This window comes from Ruegeria sp. YTSC192, from assembly GCF_059609705.1.
In genome coordinates, this window is the sequence record NZ_JBXWMG010000008.1 from 73,570 (window position 1) to 90,584 (window position 17,015).

Sequence of the window (17,015 nt, forward strand, 5' to 3'; positions counted from 1 at the left end):
ATTTGATCTCTCACTCGATTACCCCCCGTCGTGCACATCCAGCAGATAGGTCGCCATTGCCTTCCGGTCTTCGTCTGTCAGAAAGCTGGTGCCATAGTTTACGACCTCTCCCATGGCGCCGCCGAAGACATCGCCATCAGGCATGACGCCGGTGCGCAACGCGTAGGCCAAATCATCTACCGTCCAACCACGCTTTTGCAGGGTCTCAAAGTCGATGGCCGGTGCCTTGTCACCGCCCGGCAGAGAGTCACTTCCCTTGAAGTGTTCCGTGTCCGAATTTCTTGCGCCAGCCAGGTTCCTCCCGGTGTGGCAGGCCGCACAATGTGTGGCACCTTCGACCAGTAGCCGGCCCCGGTTCCACACTTCGTCATTGCCCGGCACGGGATCAGTGCGGGGTGGTTCCAGAAAAGCCGCGCGCCACAGCTTCAGGCCCCATCTCTGATTGAAGGGGAACGCCATTTCCTGTTCTTTTGACGGTTCCGCTACCGGTGGAACTGTTTGCCATGCGGCCCAGAGATCGGCGATGTCCTGATCCGTGAAATTGGCATAGAATGGATAAGGAAAGGCCGGGTAATAGGGTTGTCCGCCGGGTGATACGCCTTGACGCACCGCGCGGGCGAACTCCTCGATTGTCCAATCACCGATCCCGTGATCGGGATCTGTGGTCAGGTTCGGCGAAAAGAGCGTGCCGAACGGGGTATCCAACTCCACCCCACCGGCCAAGGCCGCGCCCCCTTTGGCAAAATCTGTGTGGCAAGCGATACAACCACTTGCCCTTGCCAGATACGCCCCGCGGTTAACGTCACCCTGAATGTCGAGAGCTTGTAAGGGCTGGCCAATCGGCCAAGCCATCACAGCAACAAGTCCCGCTGACGCCGCTACGGCGGCAGCAAGGCCCAATCGGAATATCGGTCTCATGACGCATTCCTATTCCGACCGAAATTGCGTGTGACACGCCGAGCATGTCTGGCTCAGCATCATGAACACACCATCTGCCGGCATTTCAGAAAGTTGTGCCTGGTTTGGACTGCCGCCCATCATTCCGGCACCCATCATAGAACCGCCACCCATCATGGATGCGCCGCCCATCATGCCCGAACCATGGCCCGACCCGGACATCATCAACCCGTTGTCCGCCGCAAGCACAAGGCCTTCAGAGTAGGATTCCAACTGCCTGGCTAACTCTGCAAATGAACCCCAATCCTGCCAGATCTCCGATTTGGCCTCCGAGGGTTTGCCATCAGATCCCTCTGGAAACAGCTTTGTCATGCTCTCGCCAGCGTGACGCCCGATTTTCTTGGCCTCGCTTCGTACCGTTTGCGCATTGTAGGGCGTTTTCCCCTGCATCATCGGCGTAAGGATCTTCATGCTGTCCTTCATCGCGGACATACCATCCATGCGTTCTTTGACGATGCCGGTTGCGCCACCATGCGCCAGGGCGGCGGCTGCAAACAGAGAAACCAGGGCAACGCCTGTGGTCATTTTCAGAATGTTCATTGTTTTGTCCTTGTCGTCTGCTTCGACGCGCCCAGGTTGAGCGCAATTCGACTGGTCAGATCAGGACACGCGGCGGTGGTGGGTCAAACGCCGCGATACCGAGAACCCGGTATTGGGCTCGAGGGATCGAGTATCTTTGTTCAGTATCTTGGGGGCCAGGCGGTGGTGGACCCATCGAAAATAGACCAACAGCGTTGCAAATCGTTCCGCCATGACAATGTCCGGGATGACCCTGCTTGACATGCTCAACGTCCGCGGAGTCCGTTTGGTCAATCACGTGCTGAGAACCACTGCCATGTGCATGAGCAGAATCGGCCGTCACAAGCAGCCCGCCAATGGTCAGCACCATTGACAGTATGATGTAACGAATTGCACTGCCCATTCGGCTCGTCACCTTCAGAAAATCCCGTTTTCCTGCTGCAGCTCTCTGATATACGCCACGATGCCCTTCACATCCGCACGGGTCAAGCCATCGACCGGCGGCATATTGCCGAACTTCCAATGGTGTGCCCGAACTCCATTCTGGACTGCCACATAAAATGACTCGTCCGAATGGTGGCTTGGTTCATAGATTTTATGCACCAAAGGTGGTGCAAGGCCTTCCAGACCTGTTGCATTCGCGCCATGGCACGCCGAGCATTTGGCGTCGAATGCCACTTTGCCGACGGCCGCAAATTCGCTTAGCTGGTCCGGCAGAGTGACGTTTTCGATTGGGTCTCCTTGCTCCAGTGCTGACGTATCGGGCGGCGTCATCGAGTGACCTGTTGGTTGCTGATTTAAGTTGTAGACGAACGCGGCGGCGCCTGCGATCACTACTCCGCCGATCAAGAGTGTAAGTTTATCCATCTCTGTTCTTCACATGATTGTCAGTTCTTAGGTTCAACGCGCGCAAAAAAAATCGGCCTGACCAAGGTCAGATCAGTTTTACCTGAGTGCCCACAGTGGCCAGTTCGAACAATTCCGCAATCTGCTCGTTGTACAAGCCAATGCAGCCGTTGGAGGATCTTCTCCCGATCTTGCGCGTGTCGTTGGTGCCGTGGATCCGGTAGTATTGCCAGCTCAAATAAAGTGCATGTGTCCCCAGAGGATTCTCCGGACCCGGGCCCACATAATCGGGCCAAGCGGGGTTGCGCTTTTTCATTGCTGGTGTCGGTCGCCAAGACGGCCCTTCGACCTTGCGAGTAACTGTGGTGTAGCCCAGCCTTGTAAGGTCTTCCGTCAGCGGTACGCTGGTTGGATACATTCGGTAGACGCTTTCGTCTTCCGACCAATATTGCAGGACCTTGGACTGTGTATCGGACAGGATCACACCATTCTTAAGCGTATCAAAGTGGTCCTGCCATTTAGCAACGCGGAATGAGGAAACATTGCGGCGCGTCCCCTCAGTTGCCGTTGATTGGGCCCAAACGGCCGGTGCTGGAAAAAGCGTCGTCGCAGCAAACGCGGCAATCACTCCACGTCGCGTAACAACCTTTCCTTCTTTGCTCCGTTTCATGCCTGCCATCCCAAAGTTTATTCTTTTTTTCCGACTCAAATAACTCGTATGCCCGGTTCCTGCGCTGGAAGGTCAACACGCAAATGACATTTCATATGGGATGTCTCGTCTGAATTGTCGTTGCCGTTGGCGCAGGGATATTTCCTTAGAAGGCGGACCCAAATCATCAAGTCATTGTGGAAAAGCAATTTTTCTTGGACGTAACTCCAGGCTGCTTTAAGCAAAACCTGACTTTCTTGAATCAACCGAACACAAAAAAGCAACGCTAACAATTGCTTAGTTCTTGGTGAATTGATGTGATCACCCGTCGATGCGAGGGTAGCAGGCACTACAAATGACAATCACAGTGGACTAAACACCATGTCCTTCAGGAAAGCTTTCCAAGCACTGGCCGCACTTTTGTTCATCGGCGCTTGTACCGAAACAACGTCAATATCTGCAGATAGCGAGCCCGGAACGCTTTCCCAAGTTCCTGACGCCGTAGCCCAGATTGCTGCTCCGGGCCAGGACCTGAACGCAGTGAAAATCATGCCTGAGGACGGTTGCTATTGGTATCGCTATGTTGGGCCAGTTGAAACAACCTACCTACCACTTAGGACTATTGAAGGGCGCCCAATCTGTACGCGCGCCTGACAAGCGCCTGTCAGCTGGTCGCGGTCAGAAGCCGCTCGGGAGGGTAGAGATGAGCCGTGGACCCTGGCCTGACACGATCATAAAGCCCGATGATATGTGGCATCGCCATCCTTACGCAGCCAGAACTTGCGCGACCTCCGATAGATCTTGGATAAGGCGTTCCGTGAATTCGCAGGTATGTGTCGCGACCACCTTCGAACAGATAAAACGCCCTTGATCCCAATGGGTTTGTCGGCCCACCGGGCACACCATCTGCGAATTGCGCATATTCATCAGGGTCGCGCTCAATCATTTCGGCTGTAGGAGTCCAACGCGGCCATTTGGCCTTTCGCTTGATCGTGTAGACTCCGGGCTCGTAAAGATTGCCTCGGGCAATGGCTACGCCGTAACGCATTGCTGTGCCACCGTCTTCGATGAAATACAGATATCGTGCCACCGCGTCGACATGAATGTCACCCGGAGTAAGTGGTCGATTGGTTTGCACACGCTGAGGCAGGAAACGTGGGTGTAAACCCCAGGGATTGGATGTTGCGGGATCAAAATTGGCTGGAGTTACTTGCGCATCCCACTCCGACCATTGCGAGGCCGCCGCCGACGTCACTCCAAAAACCGGCTGAGAGAAAATGGCGAGCGAGGCTGCAACAAAATGTCGTCTGGTCAGCATTGATAGCGCTCCTATTGGCTGGTTGGTGTCTGGAGTTAGTACCCAGGGGATTAGACAATCCGCGACGGGGGAAGATTTGTCCATTCAATTATTCGTTCGATATCGCTTCGACCCACCCGCGAGTTTTCAAGGCTTAAAGTGACCTAGGCAGCTTCGTGTTTAACCTGAAACTTCACCAGGCGTCGGGACGACAATGCCTGCTGTTCATACCCCTAAAAACTTCCCTGTTCCGGCCGTGTCTATGCACCAAGTAAGGCCCAAGCAAATGCTGGACTGGTTTGACAGCGTCAAATTCGCTTCGCGCCAAAACAGCTTGACCTTCCATCGTGGGAAGGCGTTAGCAGAGGTCTCCAATCCAAATTTTGGAGTTGAATGTGAAAGAAAAACAGACTGCAAACGCGCCGCAGGCGTCAGTACCGGTTAGCGGCGGCAAGATAATGAAATGGGGCATGATGGTATGTTGCATTGCCATGATAACGCCGATCGCTCTCTACTTGATCGCCGGCGGGACGGTTGGTGGGCTTTCTGACTCCTTGGGTCTTTTCGCACCGTTGATCCTGTGCCTCGGAGCCCATTTCTTTATGCACAAGGCGATGGAAAAATCCTGTCATTCGAACAAATCTGAATCGGAAAGACCAAAGGCAACAGACGCCGCGGTCGGACCGAACCCAGTACACCGGCAATAATCTTCAATCATGAAGCTTTGGTGCTCAAGGTTGGCCGCCATGTCGCTGGCCGCTCTTTCGCTGGCGGCTTGCGCACCACGCCCTAAACTATGCCCGCTGCAACCGCCGCAGCCTGAATACGCCCTGCCCCAAGGTTGCCGGGTTCAATGGGAGGGCGCGGATGGCGGGGCCTATTTCATCTGCGAAGACGGGCGCGAAGGTTTCGTGAGCTGATCGTGGGGATGTGACATTCCGGCTCGTTGACCCTCCAGCGCTGGAATCTGGCAGAGACGGGTGCAAAACAACCGATGGCAACGCGCAATGGCAAGAACACTCCTAAATTTATGTATTATGATCTTGGGGTTAATCTTTGGCCAGACTTCCGCCGGGACAAGCCTTGCAGCTACATCCCAAGCGTATGAATCAGAGCCCCTGGTCGCACACATAATTACCGCGCAGGACGGGATCGCGCCTGACGTCAAGACGATCACTGCAGGACTGCATCTGAAACTGGGCGAAGATTGGAAAACCTACTGGAAGTCGCCTGGTGAGGTGGGAATTCCGCCCAAGATCACTTGGAACGGCTCGCAAAACGTCAGCGACGTACAGTTTCACTGGCCCGCGCCGATCCGTTTTCGCGCCTTCGGGATCGAGAATTTCGGGTACAAGGACGAAGTGGTCTTTCCGCTGACCGTCACACTCGAGAACCCCGGAGCGCCAGTTGACTTGAAGGCCGCTGTGACAACGCTGATCTGTTCCGATATCTGTGTGCCGGTCGAGTTTTCGCTGGACTTGTCGCTGACTCAGGGAACGGGTCGGGATCAGGACTCGGCCCGGCTTATAAATGCCTTTCTGTCGCGGGTGCCAACCACGGGAAACACAAGCGGAATGAAGTCCGACGCCGCGACCCTGGATACCGAGTCCGAGATGCTGACGCTGAATTTCACCAGCGACCTGCCCTTTGATGCGCCTGATGTCTTTCCCGACATGGGACGTGACACCGCGTTTGGTGCACCCGACATCCGGCTCGCTGGCGACAGGCGTCAGCTATGGGTGCAGTTCCCGGTCCTCGCTCTGGCACAGGACCCCCCCGCCTTGTCCGTCACGGTTACCGACACCAACCGCGTGGCCGAGTTTTCGCCCCGTACCGACGCTCCCCCTACCCCGCCACCATATGAGATCGCGGCCGCCGAAACTTCAGCCAGCGCGCTGGTCTGGATCATTTTGCTGGCGGTGGGCGGCGGGTTGATTCTGAATGTCATGCCCTGCGTACTGCCAGTGCTTTCGATCAAGCTTTCCTCGGCGGTAAAGGCTCGCGACCGCTCTGCGGCTCAGATTCGCGCCGGGTTCCTGGCTTCGGCAGCCGGAATCCTGACATTCATGTGGCTGTTGGCGGCTATCACCATTGCGGCGCGGTCGCTGGGCTATTCCGTCGGCTGGGGCATCCAGTTCCAGAATCCGCTTTTCCTTGCGGTGATGATCGTGGTGCTGGCGGTTTTTGCAACCAGCCTCGCGGGCTTGTTCGAGATCACGCTGCCGCAGTCGCTGAACACCCGGCTTGCCCATGTCGAAAAGGGCCGCGTGTCGCTGGTCGGGGATTTCCTGACCGGAGCCTTCTCAGCAGTTCTGGCGACGCCCTGCTCGGCCCCCTTCCTCGGCACGGCGGTGGCCTTTGCCCTGACCGGCCGACCGGTGGATATCGTGGCGATCTTCACCGCAATGGGGGTCGGGCTGGCCATTCCTTACCTGCTGGTTGCAGTGCACCCGAAACTTACCGCCGCTCTGCCTAAACCGGGGCGTTGGATGGTGGGATTAAAATGGGCCCTGTCGGCGGCACTGCTGACCACGATCGGCTGGTTGGTCTGGGTGATGGTCGGGGTGGCCGGAGACACTGCTGCAACTGCTACCGTGCTGGCTGCAACTGTTCTGGTCCTGTTGATCTGGAAAAGTACGATGATGCCACCCGTTTTGCGCTGGACAGCCCTGTTGCTGACGCTGACCGCAGCGTTTGCCGCACCGGTTGCGATTGCCGGCAAAGACCGGTCCAGGCTGCTTGAACCAGCCGGAGAGATCCCTTGGATTACCTTCAGCCGCCCCGAAATCGCCCGCCTTGTGTCGCGCGGCGAGGTGGTTTTCGTCGATGTCACAGCCGACTGGTGTCTGACCTGCAAGGCCAACAAAGCGCTGGTGCTGGAACGCGGCGAGGTTCTGGCAACACTGCAATCGGACAAAGCAATTCCGATGCAGGCCGACTGGACCCGCCCCGACGATGTGATCGCCCGTTTCCTTGAGGACAATGGACGGTTCGGGATCCCCTTCAACATCGTCTACGGCCCGTCGGCCCCCGAAGGCATCGCCCTGCCAGAGATCTTGACCACGAACGCCATTCTCGACGCGATGGAACAGGCCGCGCCGATTGCGGGCGGAGCCGTGGAAAGCGGATCCTGACCCCGGAGTTCACATATCCCGGACGCGGTTGCTCTGCTGCGCTAAACGCATGGTCTCGTGCTCTTCCATATCCAGTATCGCCTGAAAGAGTTCGCGTGCCTCGGGTATCTCGGCACGCCCGTGCAAATACCGATATAAGTCGATCACCTGATTGTGAAGATCGAAGACCGCTTCGCAGATCTCATCGACGCTCATCTGTGCGAACGGCCTGTCGCAGGCGCGATGTGGGTCGATCGGCTCATTGCCCAAATAGTCATATACCCAGGTGTTGAGCGCTTTGGGATCGGCTCGTTTCACGAAACCATCGACGATTTTCTCCAGAGCAGCCTCATGATCGGCGAGGTAGGTAAGCAACATCCTGGCCAGCTCCTGCTCTGACTGTGTCGAACAGTGGGCCAAACATTCGGCGAGCCAATGATGCATTTCCCGCGTCCAGACAATTAGATCAGAAAACGTTTCAACTTTCATGGTCTCAACCTCCTAAAGATCGGCATGCGATAGCCTAAACCGGAATTTTCCAGATGGCTCACTGGGCATCAGCGCGAAGTCGGCGCCGGCCCGATCCACGCCGGGCTGCGGGAATCAACCCCCCAGTTCCAGCAATGCCCGGTCGATTGCCACCTTGCGCGGATCCCCCTGCGGCAGGTCATCCGCCAGATCCCTTGCCCTGCCATAGGCGTTCCGGGCGCCGTCGGTCTCGCCCAGCACCGAATAGGCGTTGCCCAGCCGCATCCAGCCGTCCAGATCGCCTGGGTTTTCCTGCATCCGGCTCGCAAGCCGTTCGACCATCGAGCGGATGAAGGCCTGCCGGTCTTCGTCTGACATCTCCTCGGCCGCCGCCACCTGATCGGCAGTTGGGCCGGGCATGGAAGGGGCAAAAGCCGCCAGATTCACCGGAGCCCGTCCGATCGACGGGGCGATGCGGTTAAGCTGGGCCACAAAACTCTCCATCCATGGCCGGAACTCCTCTTCGGCGTCCATCCGCGTCTTCAGTAGGTCATAGGCCTTATCAGGCGATCCAGCCTGCTCCAGACCAATGGCTTTGTAGAATGTCGCTGCTGGGTTCGATGGGTCCAGTTCCAAGGCTCGTTCAAACGCCCGATCGGCCTTGGGCGTAACGACACCGTCATCGGCATAGACCAACGCCTCGCCATATTGCGACACCAGCGCTGAATTCGCATTGGGTCGGTCCAGCAACCCCTCGAACGCGTCTGCGGCATCTCCAAAGCGTCCCATACGCATATAGGTCTGAGCCAACAACACCCATCCCTCGGTTGGCCCGCCGGTTTCATCCGCCTCAAGCCGCGACTTCAGGCGCACGGCAAGGTCGGCGATTTCACGGGCTTCGGCCTGCTCCCCCTCGCGTTGGGCAAATGGCTGGCTGGGGATGTAGGGACTACCCAGTTGCCAATAAAGACCGGCTCCGAGCGCTGGAACTACCAGCGCGGCAAGTAAAATCAGCGCACGCCCGGAATGGCCCATTATCGCTTTGTCGTCCGATTGCCGGTCAATCGCCTTCAGGCGACGTTCTATCTCGGCTCTGGCGGCCTTGGCCTCTTCGGCTGAGATAATTCCTCGTTCCAGGTCCTTCTCCACTTCGCCGATCTGGTCGGAAAAGATGGCAGAGGCGCTTTCGCGTCTCGACAAGTCCGAGGTCTTGCGCCCCAGGCCGGAGAGGGCGAGCGTCAGAAACACCGCCACGGCCATGAATGAAAAGATAATCCAGATCATGCGTGCGGCTCCGTGAGTGAATGGTTTTCGGGATTCCGTTCTTCGCTCGCGCCGCGTTCCGTCTCTTGTTTTCGCGACTTCCGATATCGGCGCGCATTTTGGGTCAATACCGCTGCAGTCGCGATACCACCCAGCCCCAGGATGACGATAGGCGCAACCCACAGAATGTAAGTTGATGGCTTCCATGGCGGGTTGAACAGAACATAGTCGCCATAACGCGCAACCAGAAAGTCCATAACCTGCTGGTCCGTGTCGCCTGCCACCAGCCGTTCGCGCACAAGCAGACGAAGGTCGCGCGCCACGCCAGCGTTAGAACTGTCGATGTCTTGGTTCTGGCACACCACGCATCGCACCTGTTTCGAAATCGCCCGGGCCCGCTCTTCCAATACCGGATCTGCAAGTATCTCGTCGGGCTCAACCGCGAATGCCGGCTGCGACACCAGCATCGCCAGAGTGACCGCGGTAATTACAATGCGACGTATCATGACGCCTCTCCTCCGGCCGCCCGCGCCTGATCCAGCGCGGTGCGCATCTTTGAAATTGCCTCGTCGCCCAGCACCGGGCCGACAAAACGGAATACGACCTTGCCCGCGCCATCAATCACAAAGGTCTCCGGCACGCCGGAAATCCCCCATTCGATCCCGGCTCGGCCGTCCAGGTCGGAACCGATGCGCTCATAAGGGTTGCCCAGATCGTCGAGCCATTTCCGCGCGTCCTGCGGCTTGTCTTTGTAGTTAATGCCCATCAGGCGAATGCCCTCATCGCGTACCATACGCGTCAGCACCGCATGTTCGGCCCGGCAGGGCACGCACCAGGACGCAAACACGTTGACCACGATCGGAGCTGACCCGTCATTTTCCACCAGATCGGTACTGGACAGCCCGTGGGTATCCAGCCCTTCGACCGGCGGCAAGTCGAACTCAGGCACCGGCTGCGAGATCAAAACAGACGGGATTTCGTTTGGATCGCGATCGGGATTCAGTCCCCATAGCAGGAAGGCACCCAGGATGCCGGCAATCGTAATTGGGAACAGTGCAAATAGACGTTTCATTGCCCTACTCCGCCGCCACCGCAACGGAGCTCTGCCCAGTCCGTTTTCGTGGTGCACCGACGCGTAGACGCCGATCGGAGAGTGACAAGACACCACCAAATGCTAACAATCCTGAACCTATCCAGATCCAGACCACCAATGGCTCATACAAGATACGCAGGGTCCATTTGCTCTGTTCTGATTCCGCCGCCGGTTCCGATATTGAGGCGTAAAGGTCCCCTGCCAACGTCGTTCGAATTGCTGACTCGGTCGTACTGGTACCCGCCACGAGATAGGCCCTGCGCTCGGGTTGAAGCGTGGTGACATAAGCGCCATCGCGAAATACCGTCAGTGTGGCCGCGCGAGACAGATAGTTCGGACCGCGAAGCTGTTCCACACCGTCAAAACGCACGTCGAACCCTGCTATCTCAATCTGTGTTCCGGGCTCGGCAAAAGTCACGACCTCGGATTTCCAAGCGCTGGACCCGATAAAGCCGATCATACAGACAGCCAACCCCGCATGGGCCACGACCATGCCGTAATGAGAACGCGGTAGGCTGCGGGCCCGACGCAGGGACTCGGCCAACGGTGCCTCACCCAGCTTAATTCGGCTGGCCCACTCTGTCAGCACAGCGCCCAGCAACCAAACCGCAAGGCCGATCGACACTACCGCCAAGGCTGGGCCGCCGGTATCCAGATACCACACAAGCAACGCTACGAGCAGGCTAACCCCGGCCACCCATTTGAGCCGGGACAGAACACCGCGCAAATCCGCCCGCTTCCATGACAACAGCGGCCCAATCCCCATTACAACGACTAGAACCAGCATGATCGGCACGAAACTGGCGTTGTAATAAGGTGGTCCAACCGAAATCTTTTCACCTGTCACAGCCTCAAGCAAAAGCGGATAAAGCGTACCGAATAGAACCGTCGCCGTTGCGGTGGCCAGCAGCAGGTTGTTAATAAGCAAACCGGCCTCGCGGCTGATCGGGGCAAAAAGACCGCCGCCCTCCATCTCCGGTGCGCGTATGGCAAACAGCGTCAATGAACCACCGATCGCGACAGCCAACAGCGCCAAGATGTAAATGCCGCGTTCGGGATCGACCGAAAACGCATGGACCGATGTAAGCAAGCCTGAGCGGACAATGAATGTCCCCAACAAGGACAACGAGAAGGTCAAAACGGCCAGTAGGATCGTCCAACTTTTGAAGCTGCCGCGCTTTTCGGTCACAATGGCCGAATGGAACAGCGCTGTGCCAGCAAGCCAGGGCATAAACGAGACATTCTCGACCGGATCCCAGAACCACCAGCCGCCCCAACCCAGTTCGTAATAGGCCCACCAGCTGCCCAGAACGATACCAAGTGTCAGAAACACCCAGGCCGCCAATGTCCAGGGTCGGACCCACCGCGCCCATGCCGGATCGACCCGCCCCTCAATCAGGGCAGCCACGGCGAAAGAAAATACGATAGAGAAGCCGACGTAACCCAGGTATAGGAACGGCGGGTGCATAGCCAGGCCGACATCCTGCAACAGCGGATTTAAATCCTGACCATCCAGCGGTGCCGGAAACACCCGGTCAAACGGGTTCGAGGTGAACAGCATGAATGACAGGAACCCCGCGCTGATCCAGGCCTGCACTGCCAGAGTGCGCGCCTTGAGTTTCAGTGGGATGTTCCGAGCCAACAGAGACACACCCAGCCCGAAAATCACCAATATCAGAATCCACAACAGCAGCGACCCTTCGTGGCTACCCCAGGTCGCAGCCACCTTGAAAAGCATCGGTTTCAGCGAATGAGAATTGCTGGCCACATTTAGCACAGTGAAATCGCTGACCACGAAGGACCACATCAGAGCGGCGAAGGCGATAGCAACCAGCGCTGTCAGTAGGACCGAGGTCGCAGATGCCGATCGCATCCACATGACATTGTTCCGTGCTGCTCCAATCAAGGGAAATACGCTTTGCACCAAGGACACGGCCAGGGCAAGCGCCAGGGCGAACTGCCCGATTTCCGGTATCATTCCAATCCCTCCGGATTTCCGGTTTTGCGGCCTTGTCCGACAATCCAGCGCTGGAGGGTCAAGCGCATTATTGCCGCACCCCCTTCGGCTGATGCATGCTTGACGAGCGCAAATCTGGCCGGCGGCCTTGACCTTCCAGCGCTGGAGACCCCCACCATTTCGACTTCACCGATGGACGTACCGAACACTTTGTTTTCAGGGCAGGGACTCAGGAAACAAACGAACACGAGGGCATCATGACACGGAGCAACAGCAAGATTACGTGCGTCTGGCAACGCCTCCAGGCTGTAATACTGGCTGGGGGGCTGAGCCTTGGGTCAACTGCCATGGCCCAACCGGAAACCCGTCCGGCTGACAACGTGGCGATGAACCCGCAAGCCTCCAGCAACATGTCAGGTATGGGAAGCATGTCCAGGATGATGCGCCCCGACGCGGTGCCGCCAACGGGTGTCGTTGGCGGTATGCATCCACCCGAGGGTGTTTTGATGCCTGTGTTCTCTTACATGAACATGGAGATGGACGGAAATCGTACCGGAACGCAGTCGCTGTCTACCTCGAACGTTCTGTCGCAGTATCCGATCGCGCCGCTCAGCATGAGCATGAACATGGCGATGGTCGGCCTGATGTACGGTGTGACCGACGAGATCTCGGTGATGGCGATGCTGCCCTATACCCGCAAGACGATGAAGCACCAGACCCGCATGGGCCAGACCTTTAAGACCAGGGCACAGGGGTTTGGCGATCTGAAGATCATCGGCGGATATGATATCTACAAATCCGACGGGCAGGTGCTGGAACTATCTCTTGGCCTCAGTCTGCCGACTGGCTCGATAGACGAGACCGACACCACGCCAGCTGGGCCGGACCAGCTGCTGCCCTACCCCATGCAACTGGGTTCAGGCACCTACGACCTGCTGCCGGGCGTCACCTATACGGGCCAGAACGCGGATTGGTCTTGGGGCGCCCAGCTGGCCGCCGTGATCCGGATGGGTGAGAATGATGCCGGTTACACCTTGGGTGACGTCTATTCAGCAACAGTTTGGGGTGCACGGCGCTGGAATGACCAGTTCAGCTCCTCGTTGCGGGTGGTCGGCGACATCGTGGAAAACATTGACGGGTCGGATGCGCGCCTGAACCCAGGCATGGTGCCCACCGCTGATCCGACCCTGCGCGGCGGCCAGTTTCTGAGTATCGGAATCGGAGTGAATTACCTTGTGCCGGGGTCGGGCGTTTTGGCGGGCACGCGCCTGGGTATCGAGGGCGTGATCCCTGTGTATCAAGATCTGGATGGGCCCCAGCTTGAACGCGATTACGCAGTCTCCTTCGCGATACGCAGGGCGTTCTGACCCTTCAGCCCCAAACCGACTGTAAACGGACAATCAGCGCCGCCGCGGTGGTCAGAACGACCACTGACACCGCCATCAGTAGCAGGGCCAATGTCACAGGTCCGCCGCGCCCAGGTACGCGACGTGCCAGTTGGGCTGCAAATCCAGTACCGTGGGCGATCTGGCTCTGAACGACGGATAGGTATAGCGGCAGCGCTCCGACCAGCGTGGCGTACAGGTAAACGCCTGAGATGTTCTCGAAGTAGGCGGAGCGTACCAGCGTCGGACCGACTACCCGCAACGCCACTACGGGATCACCGCCGAAAGACCCGAACCAGTCTGCCGAAAGCGCGTAGATCAGCGCGTGCAGCGCGATGAACAGGACGGCCCGTAGCAGCAGGTCAATTAGCAGATACCGGGCCGGGATGGCCCCCCTGCCCCGCGCCCTTACCCCAACGGCGAAAAGAAAAAAGCTGAGATAATTTAAAAGGAAAACGACCGGCAACCCATTCGTCACCACCTGACGCAAAAACCGAACAAACGCGGGACCACTGTTCAGGAGGTGCGTCGCAAAGCCCGGCGTGCGCAAAACGAAGATGGCCAACAGCGGAAACAACGCAAGGCAACTGACGATCAGCGTGTTTCTGGCAAACTTCCAGAAAGGCAATTCAGTGGCAAAATATCTGTTCATTTCATTTAGTTTGCCAACGGTTCCAGCGCAATGTCGATGCCAATTGGTTTACAGACCTGCGACAGAACCTCCGATGGTTGTGTCGCAAATTTTGAACGGAGATTGACGAGCACTCAGGTTTCGCAGTCTCTTCCCGTCGAATAGTTTTCGAACAGGTTTTAAGTATGATTTCTCTGAAAGGCTGCCACTTTCCCAAGGATGCAGTTCTTTACGCTGTGTATTTCTATTTGCGGTACACAGTGTCGTATCGTGATTTGGAAGAGATCATGGCCGAACGCGGCGTGCAGGTGGACCACGCCACTCTCAACAGGTGGGTCGTTAAGTATTCGTCGATGATCGCCGCGAGCGCGCAATCGAAGAAGCGACCAACGCTGAGTTCCTGGCGCATGGACGAAACCTATCTCCGTGTGCGCGGCAAGTGGATGTATCTTTATCGAGCAGTCGACAAAGCGGGAAACACCCTTGATTTCATGTTGTCTGAGCGACGAAATCGTCCAGCAGCCACCAGGTTCTTTGCCAAAGCAATGTCGTCAAACGGGATCCCAAACAAAATCGTCATCGACAGAAGTGGCGCAAATGCAGCTGGCATTCGAGAAGTGAACAGGATCCTGAAGCGGTTCGGCTGCCCAGCCAAAGTACAGACGATTAGGTCCAAATTTTTGAACAACATGATCGAACAGGATCATCGGTTCATAAAGCGGCGTGTTCGGCACATGTGTGGGTTTAAGTCGTTCGAATCCGCTTCCGCCACTTTGGACGGCATCGAGGTCGCCAACATGATCCGGAAGCGGCAATTCTCTAGTGATACGACTTCCGGCTTTCGGATGTTTGCTGAGATCGCAGGATAACTGCGTCTAGCATATCGCTGGCTTTGGTCGTTCAAAAAGTTTGCGACACTACCCATGTGCCGAACACGACGCTTGATAAACCGATGATCCTGCTCGATCAGGTTATTCAAATACTTGGACCTGACGGTTTCGATTTTGGTTGGGCAACCAAACCGATTAAGGATTTTGTTCACCTCTCGAATGCCCGCCGCGTTGGCTCCACTTTTGTCGATGACGATCTTGCTCGGGATTCCATTTGACGACAGAGCTTTGGCAAAGAACCTGGCTGCCGCTGGACGGTTCCTGCGCTCAGACAGCATGAAATCAAGGGTATTTCCTGCCTTGTCGACGGCCCGATAGAGGTACATCCATTTGCCGCGAACACGAATATAGGCCTCGTCCATGCGCCATGAACCCAGCGTTGGGCGTTTCTTCGATTGCGCTCTTGCTGCGATCATCGGTGAATACTTAACAACCCACCTGTTAAGTGTAGCGTGGTCCACCTGCACGCCGCGTTCGGCCATGATCTCTTCAAGGTCACGATAGGACACCGTGTACCGCAAGTAGAAGTACACAGCGTACAAAACCGCATCCTTGGGGAAATGACAGCCCTTCAATGAGATCATGCTCAATTAACCTGTTCGAAAACTACTTTGCGAGTACAAACCTCAGATCACGCATGCTCGTCAAATTGACCCCAGAGTTTGCGACACATCCTCCAAAACTCCTTCGATGTCGGGGATCGGAGGAACTCCTCGTGCAAGATCGACGTAGAGCCGTTGATAGAAATCGTCGACCCAGTCGCGCGGCAGCCGCGCACCCATGACGCGCGCACGTGCAGCGACATCGCTTAGAACACCGCCCAGCAACTCATCCAGCCCCGCTTCATCGACCGCGAGTCCGAACCGAGCAAAATCCGCTTTCAGTAAGGCGTTCATCCGCGGTTCGGAATCCACCACGACCCCGTCGCAGTCAAACAGGACTGCGTGGGGTCGTCGAATGGAGGTGAGGCCAAAACGGTTCATGTTGGATCCTGCTGTTTTGCCCTGCCGCAGAACATACTGCATGCGCTGGTTGGTCTGCTACACGAGAACAATTGCCAATACCAAACTCATTGTAAAAAACGATGCGGCGGTCATTACGAGCATGGCCAGAGACGCGGTCCGCTCCTCGCCGTAGCTTTGTGCCAAGATCGGGTAGATCCCCATGACCGGTGTCGAAGCCAGGATGACTGCTGCTGCAATCAGTTGCTCGTTCTGCACCCCAACCCCTATCAAAGATACAGCGAAAAAGCTCAGTGCGGTTGCAGCCGGATGTATGAGCAGCTTGCCTGCGGTGATCCTGAACACAGGGGCTTTAATTTCACGGAGCGGAAGACTTGCAAGAGTGCCGCCGATAACCGCCAAAGATACGGCGGCGCTCGCGGATGCGAACATGTCGATCGGTCGTTCGATGACCGCGGGCATCGTGAGCCCGGATGCGGATATTGTGAGCCCCAGAACCAACGCAATTACGATCGGGTTGCGTGCCAGCCGCCAAGCAATCTGCCGGGTCATCTGATTTCCCACCATATCTCCTTTGCGAGAATACTCGGCCATGATCAGAACAAGGGGGATCATCACGAGGTTTTCGATGATCATATTCAACGCAAGTGCTGTCGACGCGACATCCGGCAGGCTGATGAGCAGAACCGGGAAACCCACAAATCCGCTGTTTGCGCAGGACATGCCCATAGCGTTGAAGGTGCTTGCTGACGCGCGCTCACCGGCTACGCGACGTGACCAAAAGTACCCAGACCAAAAGACCACCAGGGACCCTATCAAGACTGCGCCCAGGTATCCGGCATTGGCGAATTCAGTAATCTGTTGCGTCGACACGGCCCGCAATATGAGCGCGGGCAACGCGAAGTTGACGACAAACCTTCCCAATATCTGCATCTCACCTGATGTCACTGTACCCTAATTAATCAGAATTTGCGGATTCACGGCG

The 17,015-nt window shown here is 56.9% G+C and carries 19 protein-coding genes and 1 pseudogene; 5 read left to right on the forward strand and 15 right to left on the reverse strand.

Features of this window, described 5'->3' with window-relative positions; genetic code table 11:
* Positions 1 to 18: 18 nt before the first annotated feature.
* From AC2FD8_RS12845 to AC2FD8_RS12870, 6 genes are all read right to left on the reverse strand, one after another.
* Positions 19 to 918: a c-type cytochrome gene (locus AC2FD8_RS12845; protein ID WP_170417899.1), complete on the reverse strand. Its 900-nt coding sequence runs from the start codon at positions 916 to 918 to the stop codon at positions 19 to 21.
* Positions 919 to 927: 9 nt separating this feature from the next.
* Positions 928 to 1,497, reverse strand: coding sequence for a c-type cytochrome (locus AC2FD8_RS12850; RefSeq protein WP_170417895.1), 570 nt, complete (start codon positions 1,495 to 1,497; stop codon positions 928 to 930).
* Positions 1,498 to 1,557: 60 nt separating this feature from the next.
* Positions 1,558 to 1,710: a hypothetical protein gene (locus AC2FD8_RS12855; protein WP_170746572.1), complete on the reverse strand. Its 153-nt coding sequence runs from the start codon at positions 1,708 to 1,710 to the stop codon at positions 1,558 to 1,560.
* A gap of 183 nt (positions 1,711 to 1,893) precedes the next feature.
* Positions 1,894 to 2,343 (reverse strand): c-type cytochrome, encoded by a 450-nt coding sequence (locus tag AC2FD8_RS12860; RefSeq protein ID WP_170417891.1) that lies wholly within the window; start codon positions 2,341 to 2,343, stop codon positions 1,894 to 1,896.
* A 67-nt stretch (positions 2,344 to 2,410) separates the two neighbouring features.
* Positions 2,411 to 3,001, reverse strand: a complete 591-nt coding sequence (locus tag AC2FD8_RS12865; protein WP_170417888.1) for a L,D-transpeptidase — start codon at positions 2,999 to 3,001, stop codon at positions 2,411 to 2,413.
* A 634-nt stretch (positions 3,002 to 3,635) separates the two neighbouring features.
* The gene (locus AC2FD8_RS12870; protein ID WP_050605720.1) at positions 3,636 to 4,289 is read right to left on the reverse strand and encodes a L,D-transpeptidase; all 654 of its coding nucleotides are present in this window, start codon (positions 4,287 to 4,289) and stop codon (positions 3,636 to 3,638) included.
* 374 nt (positions 4,290 to 4,663) lie between these two features.
* Between AC2FD8_RS12870 and AC2FD8_RS12875 the strand changes: the two genes are divergently transcribed.
* The 3 genes from AC2FD8_RS12875 to AC2FD8_RS12885 all read left to right on the forward strand — a co-directional run bounded on the left by AC2FD8_RS12875 (position 4,664) and on the right by AC2FD8_RS12885 (position 7,402).
* A complete protein-coding gene (locus tag AC2FD8_RS12875; RefSeq protein ID WP_255612174.1) occupies positions 4,664 to 4,975 on the forward strand; it encodes a DUF2933 domain-containing protein in 312 nt (103 codons plus the stop codon).
* 39 nt (positions 4,976 to 5,014) lie between these two features.
* The gene (locus AC2FD8_RS12880; protein WP_170417885.1) at positions 5,015 to 5,188 is read left to right on the forward strand and encodes a hypothetical protein; all 174 of its coding nucleotides are present in this window, start codon (positions 5,015 to 5,017) and stop codon (positions 5,186 to 5,188) included.
* Positions 5,189 to 5,305: 117 nt separating this feature from the next.
* Positions 5,306 to 7,402 carry a protein-disulfide reductase DsbD family protein gene (locus AC2FD8_RS12885; protein ID WP_170418009.1) on the forward strand — a complete coding sequence of 699 codons (2,097 nt, stop codon included), beginning with the start codon at positions 5,306 to 5,308 and terminating at the stop codon, positions 7,400 to 7,402.
* A gap of 9 nt (positions 7,403 to 7,411) precedes the next feature.
* Here the strand turns inward: AC2FD8_RS12885 and AC2FD8_RS12890 are convergent, their stop codons facing one another.
* From AC2FD8_RS12890 to AC2FD8_RS12910, 5 genes are all read right to left on the reverse strand, one after another.
* Positions 7,412 to 7,870 carry an ATPase gene (locus AC2FD8_RS12890; RefSeq protein ID WP_170417881.1) on the reverse strand — a complete coding sequence of 153 codons (459 nt, stop codon included), beginning with the start codon at positions 7,868 to 7,870 and terminating at the stop codon, positions 7,412 to 7,414.
* A gap of 114 nt (positions 7,871 to 7,984) precedes the next feature.
* Positions 7,985 to 9,133, reverse strand: coding sequence for a c-type cytochrome biogenesis protein CcmI (gene ccmI / locus AC2FD8_RS12895; RefSeq protein ID WP_170417878.1), 1,149 nt, complete (start codon positions 9,131 to 9,133; stop codon positions 7,985 to 7,987).
* Positions 9,130 to 9,618, reverse strand: a complete 489-nt coding sequence (locus AC2FD8_RS12900) for a cytochrome c-type biogenesis protein (protein WP_170417876.1) — start codon at positions 9,616 to 9,618, stop codon at positions 9,130 to 9,132. The genes ccmI and AC2FD8_RS12900 overlap by 4 nt, the downstream gene beginning before the upstream one ends.
* Entirely contained in the window at positions 9,615 to 10,184 is a 570-nt protein-coding gene (locus AC2FD8_RS12905) for a DsbE family thiol:disulfide interchange protein (RefSeq protein ID WP_170417873.1), read from the reverse strand. Before AC2FD8_RS12905 ends, AC2FD8_RS12900 begins: the two co-directional genes overlap by 4 nt.
* A gap of 4 nt (positions 10,185 to 10,188) precedes the next feature.
* Complete coding sequence (locus AC2FD8_RS12910; protein ID WP_170417870.1) at positions 10,189 to 12,183, reverse strand: heme lyase CcmF/NrfE family subunit; 1,995 nt, start codon at positions 12,181 to 12,183, stop codon at positions 10,189 to 10,191.
* A gap of 326 nt (positions 12,184 to 12,509) precedes the next feature.
* Between AC2FD8_RS12910 and AC2FD8_RS12915 the strand changes: the two genes are divergently transcribed.
* Entirely contained in the window at positions 12,510 to 13,529 is a 1,020-nt protein-coding gene (locus AC2FD8_RS12915) for a transporter (RefSeq protein WP_170775027.1), read from the forward strand.
* A gap of 4 nt (positions 13,530 to 13,533) precedes the next feature.
* Here the strand turns inward: AC2FD8_RS12915 and AC2FD8_RS12920 are convergent, their stop codons facing one another.
* Positions 13,534 to 14,199, reverse strand: a complete 666-nt coding sequence (locus tag AC2FD8_RS12920; RefSeq protein ID WP_050605729.1) for a hypothetical protein — start codon at positions 14,197 to 14,199, stop codon at positions 13,534 to 13,536.
* A 164-nt stretch (positions 14,200 to 14,363) separates the two neighbouring features.
* Here AC2FD8_RS12920 and AC2FD8_RS12925 point away from each other — a divergent pair, with 164 nt between their 5' ends.
* Positions 14,364 to 15,047, forward strand: coding sequence for an IS6 family transposase (locus AC2FD8_RS12925; RefSeq protein ID WP_496856634.1), 684 nt, complete (start codon positions 14,364 to 14,366; stop codon positions 15,045 to 15,047).
* Positions 15,048 to 15,085: 38 nt separating this feature from the next.
* Here AC2FD8_RS12925 and AC2FD8_RS12930 read toward each other — a convergent pair.
* The 3 genes and pseudogenes from AC2FD8_RS12930 to AC2FD8_RS12940 form a co-directional block, all read right to left on the reverse strand.
* Positions 15,086 to 15,652: pseudogene (locus AC2FD8_RS12930) on the reverse strand (IS6 family transposase); the annotation flags it as partial.
* Between the two features lie 60 nt (positions 15,653 to 15,712).
* Positions 15,713 to 16,093: an HAD family hydrolase gene (locus tag AC2FD8_RS12935; RefSeq protein ID WP_496856632.1), complete on the reverse strand. Its 381-nt coding sequence runs from the start codon at positions 16,091 to 16,093 to the stop codon at positions 15,713 to 15,715.
* A 15-nt stretch (positions 16,094 to 16,108) separates the two neighbouring features.
* The gene (locus tag AC2FD8_RS12940) at positions 16,109 to 16,963 is read right to left on the reverse strand and encodes an AEC family transporter (RefSeq protein ID WP_496856630.1); all 855 of its coding nucleotides are present in this window, start codon (positions 16,961 to 16,963) and stop codon (positions 16,109 to 16,111) included.
* Between the last annotated feature and the right edge of the window lie 52 nt (positions 16,964 to 17,015).

Bases quoted from the DNA above. Each gene is read 5' to 3' on its own strand.
- AC2FD8_RS12920 (WP_050605729.1), bottom strand. From the start codon at position 14,199: ATGAACAGATATTTTGCCACTGAATTGCCTTTCTGGAAGTTTGCCAGA.
- AC2FD8_RS12910 (WP_170417870.1), bottom strand. From the start codon at position 12,183: ATGATACCGGAAATCGGGCAGTTCGCCCTGGCGCTTGCCCTGGCCGTG.
- AC2FD8_RS12925 (WP_496856634.1), top strand. From the start codon at position 14,364: ATGATTTCTCTGAAAGGCTGCCACTTTCCCAAGGATGCAGTTCTTTAC.
- AC2FD8_RS12860 (WP_170417891.1), bottom strand. From the start codon at position 2,343: ATGGATAAACTTACACTCTTGATCGGCGGAGTAGTGATCGCAGGCGCC.
- AC2FD8_RS12940 (WP_496856630.1), bottom strand. From the start codon at position 16,963: ATGCAGATATTGGGAAGGTTTGTCGTCAACTTCGCGTTGCCCGCGCTC.
- AC2FD8_RS12890 (WP_170417881.1), bottom strand. From the start codon at position 7,870: ATGAAAGTTGAAACGTTTTCTGATCTAATTGTCTGGACGCGGGAAATG.
- AC2FD8_RS12915 (WP_170775027.1), top strand. From the start codon at position 12,510: ATGGCCCAACCGGAAACCCGTCCGGCTGACAACGTGGCGATGAACCCG.
- AC2FD8_RS12880 (WP_170417885.1), top strand. From the start codon at position 5,015: ATGTCGCTGGCCGCTCTTTCGCTGGCGGCTTGCGCACCACGCCCTAAA.
- AC2FD8_RS12900 (WP_170417876.1), bottom strand. From the start codon at position 9,618: ATGATACGTCGCATTGTAATTACCGCGGTCACTCTGGCGATGCTGGTG.
- AC2FD8_RS12865 (WP_170417888.1), bottom strand. From the start codon at position 3,001: ATGGCAGGCATGAAACGGAGCAAAGAAGGAAAGGTTGTTACGCGACGT.
- AC2FD8_RS12845 (WP_170417899.1), bottom strand. From the start codon at position 918: ATGAGACCGATATTCCGATTGGGCCTTGCTGCCGCCGTAGCGGCGTCA.
- AC2FD8_RS12935 (WP_496856632.1), bottom strand. From the start codon at position 16,093: ATGCAGTATGTTCTGCGGCAGGGCAAAACAGCAGGATCCAACATGAAC.
- AC2FD8_RS12885 (WP_170418009.1), top strand. From the start codon at position 5,306: ATGATCTTGGGGTTAATCTTTGGCCAGACTTCCGCCGGGACAAGCCTT.
- AC2FD8_RS12905 (WP_170417873.1), bottom strand. From the start codon at position 10,184: ATGAAACGTCTATTTGCACTGTTCCCAATTACGATTGCCGGCATCCTG.
- AC2FD8_RS12855 (WP_170746572.1), bottom strand. From the start codon at position 1,710: ATGGCGGAACGATTTGCAACGCTGTTGGTCTATTTTCGATGGGTCCAC.
- ccmI (WP_170417878.1), bottom strand. From the start codon at position 9,133: ATGATCTGGATTATCTTTTCATTCATGGCCGTGGCGGTGTTTCTGACG.
- AC2FD8_RS12870 (WP_050605720.1), bottom strand. From the start codon at position 4,289: ATGCTGACCAGACGACATTTTGTTGCAGCCTCGCTCGCCATTTTCTCT.
- AC2FD8_RS12850 (WP_170417895.1), bottom strand. From the start codon at position 1,497: ATGAACATTCTGAAAATGACCACAGGCGTTGCCCTGGTTTCTCTGTTT.